The organism is Rhodococcus sp. WS1 (genome assembly GCF_003797745.1).
In the GTDB taxonomy this organism is placed as follows: domain Bacteria; phylum Actinomycetota; class Actinomycetes; order Mycobacteriales; family Mycobacteriaceae; genus Rhodococcus_F; species Rhodococcus_F erythropolis.
This window is the reverse complement of the sequence record NZ_RKLZ01000001.1, coordinates 828,916-843,981: the sequence shown is the minus strand read 5'-3', so window position 1 is coordinate 843,981 and position 15,066 is coordinate 828,916. Positions and strand designations below refer to the sequence as shown.

Genomic DNA, 15,066 nt, shown 5'->3' with positions numbered 1-15,066 from the left:
GAGCCCGTCAAGACCCGCTGGCGGTGCGGCTGCGCATCAACGACTGTTGATGCTCACGTACGTCCTCACCGCGTTCGGGTGCAGCGACCCAACTGCCGTCCGGATGCAGTACCCAGCAGCGAGTTCGCGGATCGAGAGCGGAATCGAAGATGTCACCGAGTTGCTTCGACAGTTTCGGATCCTTGACCTGCACCATGACCTCGACGCGGCGATCGAGGTTGCGGTGCATCATGTCTGCGCTGCCGATCCAGAATTCGTCGGCCGAGCGGAAATGGAACATTCGCGAGTGTTCGAGGAACCGCCCGAGAATGGAACGTACTTCGATGTTTTCGCTGAGGCCCGGAACACCCGGCTTGAGCGCGCAGATTCCGCGGACCACGATCTCGACGGGGATACCGGCCTTGGACGCGCGGTACAACGCGTCGATGACCTGCTCGTCGACCAATGCGTTGGCTTTCAAGCGGATACCGGCATCGCGGCCTGCAAGCTTGTGAGCGATCTCGTTGTCGATCCGCTCGATGATCCCGCGGCGAACCCCGTACGGCGCAACGAGAAGGTTGCGGTAGCTCGTCTTTCGGGAGTATCCGGTCAGCGAGTTGAAGAGGTCGGTGAGGTCAGCACCGATCTCCGGTGCTGCGGTGAGCAATCCGACGTCCTCGTACATGCGCGCGGTCTTCGGGTTGTAGTTGCCGGTGCCGATGTGGCAGTAGCGACGAATTGTCGAACCTTCGCGCCTGACGACGAGGCAGGTCTTGCAGTGAGTCTTGAGACCGACGAGACCGTAGACGACGTGAACGCCGGCCTGCTCGAGTTTGCGTGCCCACTTGATGTTGGCCTGCTCGTCGAAGCGCGCCTTGATCTCGACGAGGGCAACAACTTGCTTGCCGGCCTCGGCGGCGTCGATCAGTGCGTTGACGATGGGGGAGTCGCCCGAAGTTCGGTACAGGGTCTGCTTGATCGCGAGCACCTGCGGGTCGGCCGCGGCCTGTTCGATGAAGCGTTGAACGCTGGTGGAAAACGAGTCGTAAGGGTGGTGGACGAGCACGTCGCCCTCGCGCAGGGTCGAGAACACACTCTTCGGCGTCTCACGCTCGCCGAACGCCGGATGCGTCGCCGGGACGAACGGAGCGTCCTTGAGCGCCGGGCGATCGACGGCGTAAACCTGCCAGAGGCAGGACAAGTCGAGGAGCCCGGAAACCTCGATCACGTCAGCCGGATCGACGTCGAGTTCACGCAGAAGCAGTTCGAGCATGTGCTCGGTCATGTCGTCGGCAACTTCGAGGCGAACGGGCGAACCGAAACGACGACGCGCCAATTCACGTTCGAGTGCCTGCAGCAGATCCTCGTCCCGATCCTCTTCGACCTCGAAATCGGCGTTGCGTGTGATTCGGAAGGCGTGATGTTCGACGATTTCCATTCCGGGGAACAGCACGTCCAGATGAGCCGAAATCAGTTCTTCCATCGGGAGGAACGAATCGATGGTGGACGAAGACGTCGTGCTCTTGACTCGCACGAACCGGCCGACGTTGTCGGGGACCTTGACTCGAGCGAAGTGTTCGCCGCGGGTGACGGAGTCCTTCACTGTCACGGCGAGGTTGAGGCTCAGTCCGCTGATGTAGGGGAACGGGTGGGCGTGATCGACTGCCAACGGCGTCAGTACCGGGAAGACCTGCTCGTGGAAATGCGCCGATAGCCGGCCGTGATCGTCGGCGCTGAGGTCGGCCCATCTAACAATTGAAATGCCTTCTGCCGCCAGGGCAGGGCGGACCGAGTCGAGAAACACGTGTGCGTGCTTGTCGGCGAGTTCCTGGGTGCGACGCGCAATGAGCGCCAATTGTTCGCGTGGGGAGAGGCCGTCGGCGGACCTGACCGACAGTCCCGTCTCGTCGCGGCGCTTGAGTCCGGCGACCCGGACCATGAAAAATTCGTCGAGATTGGAAGCGAAGATGGCGAGGAACTTTGCGCGTTCGAGCAACGGCAGTGACTCGTCGGCAGCCAATGCGAGAACACGGGCATTGAAATCGAGCCAGCTGAGTTCGCGGTTTAGGTAACGATCCTCGGGAAGTCCGACGAGCAATTCGGGTAGCTCTGCCTTGGTAGCTGCTGGGGGAGCGCCCGGGATGTTGGTGGCGACCGCGACGGCCTGAGATCGCGGCGAGGTGGCCGCGCCGTTCTCGTGTCGGCCGGAGCTGTGGTCTCCGTCCGACTGGTCTTCGGAAATACGGTTTTCGAGTGCTTCGCCATTGCTCACTCGTCGATCATCCCCCACAATCGCGCGGTCCGACAATCGATGAAAGAAAATTCATCGACTGTTCGACGGCGTGGCCTTGAGTCTGGTCAACGAAGCCAATGTCGCGGGGCCTACTCCCATTGCGCGCACGGTGTCGAGATCGGCGTGGGTATCGACGTCGGTGCGCAGTCCCGGCCATTGGCCGTTGAGTGGACGAGCACCTGAATTAGCATGTCCCCGTGCGGATTCCGGACCGAATCGGGGGTCGAGCGCACTCTCGCCACACGCAAACAATGCGGAAGTGCCGGTGCCGTGGTGATCGACGACGACTGAACGTCCACCGCTTCGGGCGGCGGCCACGGCCTCCGTCAGTTCGCTCGGTTGCATCGCGGGCAAGTCGGCTTGCAGCACAACGAGGTCGACCACTCCGCGTTTGGCTCGGATATCGGCGGCCGCTGCACTCAACGCTGCGTTGAGGGTTTCCTCCGCGCGCGGTGAGGCGCCGTTGGTCAGCGAGATGTCGGGAGCTGGATCGGCGTAGACCGTCACGCCGACGGAATACGCAAGAGCGGCAACGGTCGGGTCTGGGGTGACCACTGTGACGGTGTCGATGGCAGAGACGGCGGCAACGGTCGCGAGGGTGTCGTGAAGCATGGCCAACACGAGGTCTGCACGCGCGTCCGCGTCGAGTTCGCCCGCGAGCCGGGACTTGGCCGATCTCAAGGACTTGACGGCCACTATCGCATGCATGGGGCGTTCGATCTCCGTGCGCGCATGCGGTGTCTCCACGACGTGTGGGTACGGGGGTTCCGCGCTGTCCATCCCTCGATCTTGCCAGTCATCACGCTCGGTGTCCGCGGCTGCCCACCGCAGTGCACCACAGGCGATACTCTGTGCAGACGATTTTTCTGGCGGCGACCCGCTTCGCCGGGTAGACGGGGTGAGCGTGTGAGTAAGGCAGCTGTATTGGGCGCAGGTTCGTGGGGAACAGCGTTGGCCAAGGTGATGGCCGAGGCCGGAACCGACGTGACGATGTGGGCCAGGCGTGAAGAGGTCGCGAAGCGCATCGACACCACGCACGAGAACAGCGACTATCTGCCAGGCATTGCTTTGCCTTCGTCGATTCGCGCGACCCATCACCACGAGGAGGCGATGGCAGGCGCTGACTTCATCGTGCTGGCGGTTCCCTCGCAGTCGCTACGGGGAAACCTGGAGCAGTGGAAAGGCTCGATCGGACCCGATGCGACTCTGCTGAGTCTGGCCAAGGGAATCGAGACCGGGACGCTCATGCGCATGAGCCAGGTCATCGTGTCGGTGACCGGCGTGGAACCGGGGCGCGTCGCGGTGCTCTCGGGCCCGAATCTTGCACACGAGATCGCCAGCGGGCAGCCAGCGGCCACGGTGATCGCCTGCTCGGATTCCTCGCGTGCCCTCGCTCTCCAGGATGCTTGCGCTACCGGCTATTTCAGGCCGTACACCAACTCCGACGTCATCGGTTGCGAGATCGGTGGCGCGTGCAAGAACGTGATCGCGCTGGCCTGCGGCATGGCCGCCGGTAGTGGATTCGGCGACAACACGGTTGCCAGCATCATCACCCGTGGTCTCGCCGAGACGATTCGGCTCGGTGTCGCGCTCGGCGCCAAGGCGTCGACGCTTGCAGGCTTGGCGGGCGTCGGTGACCTGGTCGCGACCTGCACGTCCGAGTTGTCGCGAAACCGGACGTTCGGAGAGCGACTCGGACGGGGCGGGTCGATGGAGTCGGCACAGAAGGCAACCAACGGTCAGGTCGCCGAGGGCGTGAAGTCGTGTACGTCGGTACGCGCACTCGCTGCCGGCTACGACGTGGAGATGCCGTTGACCGACGCGGTCCATCGGGTGTGCCACGAAGGCATGGCCGTCAGCGATGCGATCGGTCAGTTGCTCGGACGCCGGACGAAGCCGGAATGAGTGAAATCGGTGTGAGTGATTTCGAGGGTTACGGGGATTCGACGCGCAGTGTGAGCGCCGTTGCGCGCGAACACGCTGCGGGTCAGCCCATGCAGCTGGGTCCGATATTTGCTGCGCCGTACCAACTTTCGGTGGACGAAGGCTCCGAGTCCGATACCTATGCTCGAGCGTCGAACCCGGGTTGGCGTGGACTCGAATCGGCGCTCGCGGCGCTCGAAGGAGCGGACCACGCACTCGTCATGGGGTCGGGGATGTCTGCGATCACAGCGACCTTGCGCAGCGTGCTCGTCGCCGGGGATACCGTCGTCGTGCCCTCGGACGGGTACTACCAGGTGCGGTTGTACGCGAACGAACGTCTGGCTCCGTTGGGAATCACCGTTCGCGAAGTCTCGACCCTGCAGATGGGCGACGCGAGCTTCGCGGATCTGCTCGACGCGTCACCGGGTCGCGTGGTCGTCGTCGCCGAGACGCCGTCCAACCCGGTGCTGGACGTGGTCGACCTTCGCGTGCTCGCCGACGTGTGTCACCGATCGGGCGCGCTGCTGATCGTCGACAACACGACTGCGACACCGCTGGGGCAGCGCCCGCTCGAATTGGGTGCCGACGTCGTGGTGGCCAGCGGTACCAAGGCACTCAGCGGGCACAGTGACCTCCTGATGGGTTACGTCGCTACTTGCGATGCGGCGGTGAGTCAGCGGATCGAGCGTGAGCGACTTCTTTCGGGAACAGTGCTCGGCCCCTTCGAGACGTGGCTTGCGCACCGGAGTCTCGGCACGGCAGGCCTGCGATTCGGGCGTCAGTGCGACAACGCGCTGGCCCTGGCAGAGATGTTGGCTGGACACAAAGCGGTCCGGTCCGTTCGTTATCCCGGCCTTCGCGGTGACCCGTCCTACACAACGGCATCCGGTCAGATGAAACGATTCGGCGGATTGGTGAGCGTCGAGTTGGATTCGGCTCAAGCATTCCACTCGTTCGTCGAAGCGAGCAATCTCGTCACGGCCGCCACCAGCTTCGGTGGGATCCACACGACGGCGGATCGTCGTGCGCGCTGGGGCGATCCGGTCAGTGCGGGTTTTGTCCGAATCGCTTGTGGCATCGAGGACACCGCCGATCTCCTGGCCGACATCGAGCGCGCGCTCGACGCGTGAGCGGACCACGTCGATGATTTCCGGCCCGGCCCGATCGCGTGCCGAAGTCGATTCGGCGGTACGGTTTGACGCGTGAACAGCAGCCGTACCCGCGTGGCCGTGATCTTCGGTGGCCGGAGCAATGAGCATTCAGTGTCCTGTGTTTCCGCCGGAAGCGTCCTGAGCAACCTCGACCCGGATCGGTACGACGTCGTACCGATCGGCATCACAGTCGACGGTTCCTGGGTCCTCGGGTCGAGCGACCCCAGCTCCCTCGCGATCAGCGGGCGCGCGTTGCCGTCGGTCGACAAAGACGGAACGTCGGTGGTCCTCAGCGCGGACCCCACCCGCGAGGGCGAGGTCATCTCCTTCGACGGCTCCGACGCCGGTGCTGTGCTCGCGTCGGTCGACGTCGTTTTCCCCGTTCTGCATGGGGCTTACGGCGAAGACGGCACCATTCAGGGATTGCTCGAACTTGCCGGGGTTCCGTATGTCGGACCAGGAGTCCTGGCCAGCGCCGCCGGCATGGACAAAGAGTTCACGAAGAAGCTTCTTGCCGCTGAAGGACTTCCCGTCGGAGTGCAGGTCGTGCTTCGACCGGGAATCGCAACGCTGACCGAAGAGCAGAAGGCGGAGTTGGGCCTTCCCGTGTTCGTGAAGCCCGCTCGTGGTGGTTCGTCCATCGGCATCACCCGGGTGAGCAATTGGGACGGTCTGGACGGGGCGATCGCTCATGCGCGCCTGCACGATCCCAAGGTGATCGTCGAAGGCGCGATCATCGGCCGTGAGGTGGAATGCGGCGTCCTCGAATTCCCGAACGGTGACGTCAAGGCGAGTGTGGTCGCTGAGATCCGGATGCCGGATTCCGACACCGATTCGGACGCGTTCTACGACTTCGACACCAAGTACCTCGACGACGTCTGCGAATTCGACATCCCCGCGAAACTCGACGAGTCGGTGAGCGACCAGATCAGGGAGCTTGCAGTCCGCGCGTTCAAGGCACTCGATTGCCAGGGACTCTCGCGAGTCGATTTCTTCGTCACGGCTGACGGCCCGGTGATCAACGAGATCAACACGATGCCCGGGTTCACTTCCATCTCGATGTATCCGAAGATGTGGAACGCCACCGGAATCGATTACCGCACTTTGATTTCGACACTGGTCGACACCGCCATCGCTCGCGGTACCGGACTTCGCTGATCAGGGAACCGCGACCGGCGCCGGGTCGAGGGGCTTCTGTTCGAGAGTCGCCGTGATGGTGTCGGAGATCTCCTGAATCGGCGTCGGGCCGGTCCCGTCGGGGATCGTGATACCGATGTACTCACCGCGGTCTACGGCAAACCAAGTGCTCGCAGCCAGACCGACGTCGGTTCCCGAGACCTGGAACCATTGGACACCGTTCACAACCTGTAGTGCTGCAGCCTGGTCGAACTCGGTCGGACGGTCGAGCCCGCAGCGCAACACGATCGGCTCACCTTCGCTGCGCTGCCAAGCTGCCGCTCCAGCCGGAGCGGGGTCAACCAACTCGGCTTTCGTGAAGTCGTCGATCTTGTCGGGGAGCGCACCGAGGAGGGAAACGCAGGCCTCCGACTCCGCTGCCGGTGCCGGTACGGGTCCCAGCGCTACCGGCGAGAGTTCAGGGTTGTTTCCCGCTACGACGGCCGCGATCACCACTCCGACGATCAGGGCTACCGGGAGCGCGATGGCGGTGGCGATCAGCGCCGGACTGCGGCGCTCGGACGGATCGTCGTCGCTATCGGGGTCGATGTCGGCGTTGTCTGCGGTGGAGGTGTTTTCTGCCATGCTCAGTTCTTCGCTCGGGTCCTGGTCCAGTCGATCAGCGGCCTTGTCACTTCTGAGGGCACGTCGGTGAATCGGTAGGATTGCCGACACACGCGTGAGCTTGCAGAAGCATTCACGACCACAGCTAGAAGGTACCGCAGGCCGCTTACGAGCGAATTGCGTCGGCATTGGAGACACTCATCGCATCATCGGAGTTCGGGTCAGAGCACACTGTTGAACAGGTGGGGGAGTTCGACGTGATCGCGCGATCTCTGGTCGGCCGAATCCAACCGGTCACCACCGAATTGGGGCCGGGTGACGATGCCGCGATCGTGACGTCCGGAGACGGCCGTGTGGTTGTCTCGTCCGACATGCTGGTCGAAGGTCGGCATTTCCGAATGGATTGGTCTTCGCCACGCGACATCGGCCGAAAGGCAGTGGCACAGAACGCTGCGGATGTCGTCTCGATGGGAGCGCGGCCGACGGCATTCACCGTGTCTCTGGGATGCCCGCCTTCGACTCCGGTCGACGTGATCGACGCAATCTCCGCGGGAATCTGGGACGCGGCAACTGATCTGGGGGCCGGTGTGGTCGGCGGTGACCTGGTCCAGTCACCGGTGGTCGTGGTGTCGGTGACCGTGCTCGGCGATCTCGGTGGCCGTCCGGCAGTTCTGCGTTCGGGAGCAAAGATCGGTGACAAGATCGCGGTCGCCGGGTTGTTCGGTTGCTCGGCAGCAGGGTTGGCACTACTGCTCGACGAAGCCGTATTGCTCGACGAGGCCGAAAGCTTTCCAGACTTGCTTGCCTCTCATCGTGTTCCGAATCCGCCGTATCAATCGGCATGGGATGCCGCAGAATCAGCACATTCCATGACGGACGTATCCGACGGATTGATCGCGGACCTTCGACATCTCGCAGAGGCCTCGCACGTGCGGTTCGACATCGTCTCGGCCGCGGTTCCCACCTCACCCGATGTCGCATCGGTGGCCGAGGCGCTCGACGTCGATCCGCTGGACTGGATCCTCTCCGGTGGTGAAGATCACGGATTTGCAGCAACTTTCGGGCCTGAGGTCGAGATTCCGTCGGGTTGGACTGTGATCGGTGAGGTTGCGGCCGGTTCCGGCGTGAGCGTCGACGGTTCGCCTCGTGAGAGCGGTGGGGGCTGGCACAGCTTTTCGACCACCGGCACCACCGCGGTATAGGTTGCTTTCATGGCTGTATATGCACTTGGAGACAGAGTTCCGGACATTCATCCGGACGCATACGTTCACCCGGACGCAGTGGTGATCGGCGCCGTGACTCTCGCGGCAGGCACCTCGATCTGGCCGCAGGCGGTATTGCGTGGTGACTACGGAACCATTTCGGTGGGAATCGGATCCAACATCCAGGACGGAACTGTCATCCATTGCACCGCCATCGATGCGACTGTCATCGGTTCCGGTTGCGTCGTGGGCCACAACGCGCACATCGAGGGGTCGACCATCGAGGACCACTGCCTGATCGCATCGGGATCCGTGGTTCTCAACGGAACGGTGATCGGGACGGGGTCGATCGTCGCCGCGGGTGCGGTGGTGGCCAACAAGATGCAAGTTCCCCCGCGCAGCATGGCACTCGGTGTGCCCGCCAAGGTCCGTGCGGGATACGAAGTTCCGCTCGGCCACCTCGACGGAAACGTCAAGATGTACGCAGCCAATGCGGCGTACTACCGCGACGCGTTGCGCAGGCTCGACTGATGGCGCCGCTTGCAGAGATCGTCGATCCAGGGTGGGCGCGGGCACTCGAACCGGTCTCGGAGCAGATCTCCGCGATGGGTAAGTTCTTGCGCGAAGAGATCGCTGCGGGACGGGAGTATCTGCCTGCGGGAGAGAACGTCTTGCGTGCATTCACGAACCCGTTCGACGACGTTCGGGTGCTCATCGTCGGTCAAGATCCCTATCCGACGCCCGGTCATGCTGTCGGGTTGAGCTTTTCGGTTGCCCCGGACGTGCGGCCGGTTCCACGAAGTCTCGGTAATATCTACAAGGAGTATCACCAGGATCTCGGGTTGCCGATACCGCCGAACGGCGATCTGACGCCGTGGTCGAAACAAGGTGTGCTGCTTCTCAATCGCGTACTCACCGTGCAGCCGGGTCAAGCCGCTTCTCATCGTAAGAAGGGCTGGGAGCCGGTGACCGAGCAGGCTATCCGCGCTTTGGTGGCGCGGTCGTCACCGATGGTGGCGATCTTGTGGGGTCGTGACGCGGCCACTCTCGCGCCGATGCTGGGCGACACACCGATCATCGAATCAGCGCACCCGTCACCGCTTTCGGCTTCGCGCGGCTTCTTCGGTTCGCGCCCGTTCAGTCGTGCGAACGAACTCTTGACCGGACTCGGGGCCGACCCGGTCGACTGGAATCTGGGCTGATCGAACTGCGCCTGCACTCACCTGGCATGCCGAACGTCGTGACACGACATTCGGCATGCCAGCTGACTAGGCCTGCTTTGCGGAAGTGAAATCGGGGCGACGCTTGTCGACGAATGCGTCGACACCCTCGCGCCCGATCGGGCTGTTCGCCGCGAGGGCGATGGACGCAGCCTCGGCGTCGAGTTGCTCGGCGAGCGAGTTCGTCCGCGACGAACGCAGCAGTGCTTTGATTCCCGAGTACGACGTACTCGGTCCGTTGGCCAAAGCGCGGGCGAGGCGAGCTGCCTCTTCCTGGACCTCGTCGTCGCCGACGAGGCGGGTGAGGATCCCCAGCCGGACGGCTTCGTCGCCACCGATCACCGAATCGTTGAGAAGAATCTCGCGAGCGCGTGCCACGCCGACGATGCGGGGGAGTGTCCACGACATTCCGCCGTCCGGGGTGAAACCGATGGAGGGGTACGCGGGGCGGAGCTTGGTGCCGGTGCCGCCGATTGCGACGTCGGCGAGGCAGACCAGGCTCATTCCGGCGCCGGCAGCCCATCCGTGGACCCCGGCCACCACTGGAGCGGTCGCGGCGTCGAGCGCGCGAACGAACACGTGGAAGACACGGGCAACCTCGGCGACGTACTCGCCGCGGTCGGGGGCGGCCGCGAACGCGCGGACGTTGCCTCCGGCGCAGAAGTTTGCGCCTTCGCCGACCAGAAGGATGCTCCCGATGTCGTTTCCGACTGTCTCGAGCGCCTGCGCGCCCTGAACCAGTCCTTCGTCGTCGAGGGAGGTGCCGTTGGCGGCGGTGGAAATGGTGATGCGGAGTACGCCCTCGTCGAGGGTCACTTTGCTCAGGTCATCGATGGAAGTCACTCAACGCACATTACGGGTGTCGGACAGCCATACGAAACACGGGGACACATAGATACAGCCACATAGAAACAGCTCTGCCCCCGTCACCGAAGTGACGGGGGCAGAGCCTGCAATAGTTTGTGCTCGGGCAATCAGCCCCGAGCGACCTTGCCTGCCTTCAGGCAGGAGGTGCACACGTTGACCTTACGGGTGTTACCCGGGGCAACCTCGGTACGAACAGACTGAATGTTCGGGTTCCAGCGACGATTGGTACGCCGGTGCGAGTGCGAGACCGACTTACCGAAGCCGGGCCCCTTGGCGCATACGTCGCAGACGGCAGCCATAGTCGCGAACTCCTTGTTAGAAATGAATATTGAAGTGGTTACCCTACACGGTAGGGCAGCCAGAATTACAATCCGAATATACTCGACTTCGAACCGATCCTTGACCGCTCACTGTGCAGTCGAACGTGAAAACAGTCAATCAGCAACAAACAAAGTGCAGCATTATTTCGTGTAGCCCGTTCGAGGCAACCGTGTAAGAGTAACCGCTTCCGGCCCGAATGGCCAAACCGCCCGGTAATGACGGTTGCGCAGAAGCGTCGGACTACCCTCGACTGCACCGATCACCGATCTCTTTTTCATCGTCAGTCTTTCCATCGTCGAGGGGAACCGTCAGTGGGGGAAGTGCAACGCGTCGCCGAAGAAGCGGAATCCGTCGCGGACGGACATCTGCTGCGGCGCTGGGCCCGCCGGGCGGTCGACAGCCTCCAGAAACGTCGCGGAGAGATCAACAGCCTCAACGTCTTTCCCATCCCTGATTCGGATACCGGCACCAACCTGTTGTTCACGATGCGGGCCGCGCTCGATTCCGCCGAGACGATCGAGGACGACGTCCGCAGTGCCGGCCGCGTCGCCAACGCGCTGGCTCGGGGCGCAGTGTCCGGTGCACGCGGTAATTCCGGAGTGATCCTCTCCCAGGTGATCCGGGGTATCGCGGAGAGCGTTCAAGGCGAGCACATCGACGGCCGGAGCTTTGCGAACTCACTGACCACGGCGACGGGACTGGCTTCTCGGGCTGTCTCCGATCTGGTGGAAGGCACCATCGTCACGGTTCTGCGCGCGTCGGGTGAGGCAGCGCAGGAGTGCGTCGACACCAAGACGCCGAGCGGCGAGGACCTTGCTTCCGTGGTTGCCGCCGCTGCCGATGCGGCTGCGATCGCGCTGAACAAGACCCCGGAGCAACTGGACGTTCTGGCGTCGGCCGGGGTGGTCGATGCCGGGGGATTCGGTCTGGTTCTGATCCTCGACGCTTTTGTCGAGGTGGTGACCGGGAAGTCGCAGGTTCGCGAGGATCTGGGGACGCCGGACCCGAGGTCGAGCGCAGTTGTCGACGTCAGCGCATTCGATCACGATTGGGCTCACAAGAGCCCGATCGAATGTGGTGATCACTCGGAACAGGATTTCGAGGTCATGTACCTCGTCGACGACTCGGACGACGATCGCATGACGGCGCTGCGCACGCGACTGTCCGTCCTCGGAGATTCGACGGTCATCGTCAGCGACGGCTTCGGTGGCTGGTCGGTGCACGTGCATTGCTGCGATGCCGGTGCAGCCGTGGAAGCCGGCCTCGAAGCCGGGAAGGTCCACGGTATTCGCATCAGCAGTTTTCTCGTCGACGAACGCGACCAGTTGGTGGCACGGGCGGAGAGGCGATTCCCGGGTGCCGGTGCCCGCGGCGTTCTGGCCGTCGTCGCCGGTGAGAGTGCGGCGGCGTTGTTCGAGAGTGAGGGCGCGACGGTTCTTCGGTGCGACGACGCGCCGGTGACACGTGCGCAACTGCTCGGCCGCATTCGTCAGATGGAGCGAAGTGAAGTTCTGGTGCTGCCGAACGGAGCCTTGACGGCTCAGGAACTGGTCGCAGTCAGTGCCGCTGCACGCGATCCGCTTCACCAGGTCCTGCTGCTGTCGACATCGTCGATGGTTCAGGGCTTGGCCGCACTTGCCGTTCACGACGCTCAACGCAACGTCGCCGACGACGGCTTCACGATGTCCGAGGCGGCGGCTGCGACGCGCTGGGGATCATTGCGAATTGCGGTCGAGCGTTCGCTGACGTACGTCGGGACGTGTGATCCGGGTGACGCGATCGGTCTGATGGGGCACGAGGTGGTGCTCATCGGTCCCGACGTCGCGGAGTCGAGTGCGCGACTGGTCGACCTCGCGCTCGGATCCGGTGGCGAACTCGTGACCCTACTCATGGGCGCCGACGCGCCGGACGACCTGGCCGGGCAGCTCGAGGCGCACGTCATCGCGCACCATCCGGGCGTCGACGTGCTCGTCTATCAGGGTGATCAGCCGGGTGACCTGTTCCAGTTGGGTGTGGAGTGATCGAATCGGGTCTGTCGGTGACTACTGATATACGAACACATGTGCTTACCGCGACACTGTGCTGGAGGAACTGATGGCGACGCTCGCCGACCCACTCGATCGGCTGCTGGGAAAGAAGACCGCGGACGCGCTCGACGAGGCATTCGAGATTCGGACGGTCGAGGACCTGCTGCGTCACTACCCACACCGGTACGCGTCGGCAGGCAAGGAACTTGCCGAGAAGGAGCCGCCCGAAGGTGAGCACATCACCATCATCGCGCGGGTGGCGTCGGCGGCGGTCGTGAAGATGAAGAACCGTCCGGGGCAGATGTTGCGAGTATCGCTCGCGACTGATTCGCAGACCGTCGACGTCACGTTCTTCAACCCGCAGAAGGTGCGGCACGTCATCAAGCCCGGCGTGCGCGCGATGTTCTCCGGGACGGTGAAGTACTTCCGCGGCAAGTGGTCTCTCACCCACCCGAGCTACCTGATTCTCCCGGAACCTCGTGTCGGCGAGGAGGATTCGGTAGTTCCGCTTGCATCCATCAAGGGGGCCGGTGACCTTGCCGGTCTGGCTCGCGCAAACCAGGATCCCGGCGCCGAACTCGACCTGTCCGTCTTCGACCGCGCATTGATCCCGCTGTACCCGGCAACCCGCGAGGTCGAGAGCTGGACCATCATGCGGTGCGTGCGGCAAGTGCTCGACCAACTCGATCCGATCGAGGAGCCGTTGCCTGACGAGACCAGGGCCGAGCACGGATTCATCGGTTTGGACGAGGCACTGCGCACCGTTCACCTCCCGGATACCAAGGAGGACATCGAACGATCTCAGGATCGTCTGCGTTTCGACGAGGCGCTGTCTCTGCAGTTGGTCCTCGCGATGCGTCGTCACGACAATTCCGAGCGGGTGGCGCCGGCCAGCGCTCCGGTTGCCGGCGGGATCGCGGACCAGTTCGAGGAGATGCTCCCGTTCACTCTGACGGAGGGACAGCAAGCAGTCGCGGAGGAGATCTCCAGCGATCTCGCTCGCCCACACCCGATGAGCCGGCTTCTTCAGGGCGAGGTCGGGTCAGGCAAGACCATCGTGGCTCTGCGCGCGATGCTGCAGGTCGTCGACGCCGGTTATCAGTGCGCGTTGCTCGCACCGACCGAGGTCCTGGCAAATCAGCACGCGCGATCACTGCGCAAGATGATGGGCCCGCTGGCCGCAGGCGGTGAACTCGGTTCGGCCGAACATTCCACCCGTATCGCCCTTCTGACCGGCTCGCTGCCGGTCGCTGCGAAGCGCGCAGCGCTGCTCGAAGCCGTGACTGGCGATGCCGGGATCGTCATCGGTACCCATGCGCTCATCCAGGACAACGTGGAGTTCTTCAACCTCGGCATGGTTGTCGTCGACGAGCAGCACCGCTTCGGCGTCGAGCAACGTGATCAGTTGCGATCACGTGCCCGTGAAGGTCTGAGTCCGCATCTGCTGGTGATGACGGCAACGCCGATTCCGCGAACCATCGCCATGACGGTGCTCGGCGACCTCGAGGTCTCGACCCTGCGGGAACTACCGCGTGGGCGAACCCCGATCAAGAGCAGCGTCGTGCCCGCGAAGCAGAAGCCGCAGTGGGTGGATCGCGCATGGGAACGAATCCGTGAGGACGTTGCCGCTGGTCGTCAGGCGTATGTCGTGTGCTCACGCATCGGCGACGGTGAGCAGGGTGCCGGTGAGGACCAGTTCACCGAGGAGAAGCAGCCCGAGACCAAGTCGGCGGTCGACGTCTTCGAAGAGCTGTCGAGTGGCCCGCTGGCCGATCTGCGAGTCGGGTTGCTGCACGGTCGACTGCCTTCCGACGAAAAAGACGTCGTGATGAGCGCGTTCAACGTCGGTGACATCGACGTCCTCGTCTGTACGACTGTCGTCGAAGTCGGTGTGGACGTTCCGAATGCGACGGTGATGGTGATCGTCGACGCCGAGCGGTTCGGCGTCAGTCAGCTCCACCAACTACGTGGACGAGTCGGTCGAGGCAAGCACCAGGGACTGTGCATCCTCGTCACCGGAAGCAATCCCGGCGGACCGGCGTACGAGCGGCTCTCTGCGGTGGCAGCGACCAACGACGGGTTCGAACTGGCACAACTCGACCTCGCGACCAGACGTGAAGGAGACATCCTCGGTGCGGCGCAGTCTGGCACAACCTCGAATCTGAGACTGCTTTCCCTCATGGCCCACGGAGACATCCTCGAGTCCGCCAGGGAGTTCGCTCAGGGAATCGTCGACTCCGATCCGTCGCTCGAGGATCATCCCGCCCTCGCTTCCATGGTGACCGCTGCCCTGGACTCCGACCGGATCGAGTACCTCGAGAAGTCGTGACGGGTATGACGACA

General features: G+C 63.5%; 13 protein-coding genes. 8 read left to right on the top strand and 5 right to left on the bottom strand.

Going from position 1 to position 15,066, the window contains the following annotated elements; all coding sequences use genetic code 11:
* Positions 1-7 precede the first annotated feature (7 nt).
* Both EEB12_RS03830 and cofC read right to left on the bottom strand, forming a co-directional pair.
* Positions 8-2,251, bottom strand: a complete 2,244-nt coding sequence (locus tag EEB12_RS03830) for an RNA degradosome polyphosphate kinase (protein WP_003942685.1) — start codon at positions 2,249-2,251, stop codon at positions 8-10.
* A gap of 51 nt (positions 2,252-2,302) precedes the next feature.
* The gene (gene cofC, locus EEB12_RS03825) at positions 2,303-3,052 is read right to left on the bottom strand and encodes a 2-phospho-L-lactate guanylyltransferase (RefSeq protein ID WP_141487423.1); all 750 of its coding nucleotides are present in this window, start codon (positions 3,050-3,052) and stop codon (positions 2,303-2,305) included.
* 126 nt (positions 3,053-3,178) lie between these two features.
* Between cofC and EEB12_RS03820 the strand changes: the two genes are divergently transcribed.
* From EEB12_RS03820 to EEB12_RS03810, 3 genes are all read left to right on the top strand, one after another.
* Entirely contained in the window at positions 3,179-4,177 is a 999-nt protein-coding gene (locus EEB12_RS03820; RefSeq protein ID WP_019747941.1) for an NAD(P)H-dependent glycerol-3-phosphate dehydrogenase, read from the top strand.
* Complete coding sequence (locus EEB12_RS03815) at positions 4,174-5,325, top strand: cystathionine gamma-lyase (RefSeq protein WP_141487422.1); 1,152 nt, start codon at positions 4,174-4,176, stop codon at positions 5,323-5,325. Before EEB12_RS03820 ends, EEB12_RS03815 begins: the two co-directional genes overlap by 4 nt.
* Positions 5,326-5,397: 72 nt before the next feature.
* Positions 5,398-6,504 (top strand): D-alanine--D-alanine ligase family protein, encoded by a 1,107-nt coding sequence (locus tag EEB12_RS03810; protein WP_024487352.1) that lies wholly within the window; start codon positions 5,398-5,400, stop codon positions 6,502-6,504.
* Here EEB12_RS03810 and EEB12_RS03805 read toward each other — a convergent pair whose 3' ends face one another.
* On the bottom strand, positions 6,505-7,197 hold the full coding sequence (locus EEB12_RS03805; RefSeq protein WP_141487421.1) for a DUF3515 domain-containing protein: 693 nt from the start codon (positions 7,195-7,197) through the stop codon (positions 6,505-6,507).
* Between the two features lie 89 nt (positions 7,198-7,286).
* On the opposite strand from EEB12_RS03805, the gene EEB12_RS03800 reads away from it, so the two are divergent.
* Genes EEB12_RS03800 through EEB12_RS03790 form a run of 3 tightly spaced genes read left to right on the top strand, consistent with a single transcriptional unit; the run spans position 7,287 to position 9,490 of the window.
* Positions 7,287-8,288 carry a thiamine-phosphate kinase gene (locus tag EEB12_RS03800; RefSeq protein ID WP_141487860.1) on the top strand — a complete coding sequence of 334 codons (1,002 nt, stop codon included), beginning with the start codon at positions 7,287-7,289 and terminating at the stop codon, positions 8,286-8,288.
* Positions 8,289-8,297: 9 nt separating this feature from the next.
* The gene (locus tag EEB12_RS03795) at positions 8,298-8,819 is read left to right on the top strand and encodes a gamma carbonic anhydrase family protein (protein WP_007729328.1); all 522 of its coding nucleotides are present in this window, start codon (positions 8,298-8,300) and stop codon (positions 8,817-8,819) included.
* Positions 8,819-9,490, top strand: a complete 672-nt coding sequence (locus tag EEB12_RS03790) for a uracil-DNA glycosylase (RefSeq protein WP_020907272.1) — start codon at positions 8,819-8,821, stop codon at positions 9,488-9,490. The genes EEB12_RS03795 and EEB12_RS03790 overlap by 1 nt, the downstream gene beginning before the upstream one ends.
* A 66-nt stretch (positions 9,491-9,556) precedes the next feature.
* On the opposite strand, the gene EEB12_RS03785 is transcribed toward EEB12_RS03790, so the two are convergent.
* Positions 9,557-10,351 (bottom strand): enoyl-CoA hydratase-related protein, encoded by a 795-nt coding sequence (locus tag EEB12_RS03785; protein ID WP_019747947.1) that lies wholly within the window; start codon positions 10,349-10,351, stop codon positions 9,557-9,559.
* A 131-nt stretch (positions 10,352-10,482) separates the two neighbouring features.
* Complete coding sequence (gene rpmB, locus EEB12_RS03780; RefSeq protein WP_003942669.1) at positions 10,483-10,674, bottom strand: 50S ribosomal protein L28; 192 nt, start codon at positions 10,672-10,674, stop codon at positions 10,483-10,485.
* Between the two features lie 333 nt (positions 10,675-11,007).
* Between rpmB and EEB12_RS03775 the strand changes: the two genes are divergently transcribed.
* Together EEB12_RS03775 and recG are read left to right on the top strand one after the other, a co-directional pair.
* Positions 11,008-12,717 carry a DAK2 domain-containing protein gene (locus tag EEB12_RS03775; protein ID WP_020907273.1) on the top strand — a complete coding sequence of 570 codons (1,710 nt, stop codon included), beginning with the start codon at positions 11,008-11,010 and terminating at the stop codon, positions 12,715-12,717.
* Positions 12,718-12,790: 73 nt separating this feature from the next.
* Positions 12,791-15,052: an ATP-dependent DNA helicase RecG gene (recG, locus tag EEB12_RS03770; protein ID WP_141487420.1), complete on the top strand. Its 2,262-nt coding sequence runs from the start codon at positions 12,791-12,793 to the stop codon at positions 15,050-15,052.
* The last annotated feature ends 14 nt before the right edge of the window (positions 15,053-15,066 follow it).

Bases quoted from the DNA above. Each gene is read 5' to 3' on its own strand.
- cofC (WP_141487423.1), bottom strand. From the start codon at position 3,052: ATGGACAGCGCGGAACCCCCGTACCCACACGTCGTGGAGACACCGCAT.
- EEB12_RS03815 (WP_141487422.1), top strand. From the start codon at position 4,174: ATGAGTGAAATCGGTGTGAGTGATTTCGAGGGTTACGGGGATTCGACG.
- EEB12_RS03795 (WP_007729328.1), top strand. From the start codon at position 8,298: ATGGCTGTATATGCACTTGGAGACAGAGTTCCGGACATTCATCCGGAC.
- EEB12_RS03790 (WP_020907272.1), top strand. From the start codon at position 8,819: ATGGCGCCGCTTGCAGAGATCGTCGATCCAGGGTGGGCGCGGGCACTC.
- rpmB (WP_003942669.1), bottom strand. From the start codon at position 10,674: ATGGCTGCCGTCTGCGACGTATGCGCCAAGGGGCCCGGCTTCGGTAAG.
- recG (WP_141487420.1), top strand. From the start codon at position 12,791: ATGGCGACGCTCGCCGACCCACTCGATCGGCTGCTGGGAAAGAAGACC.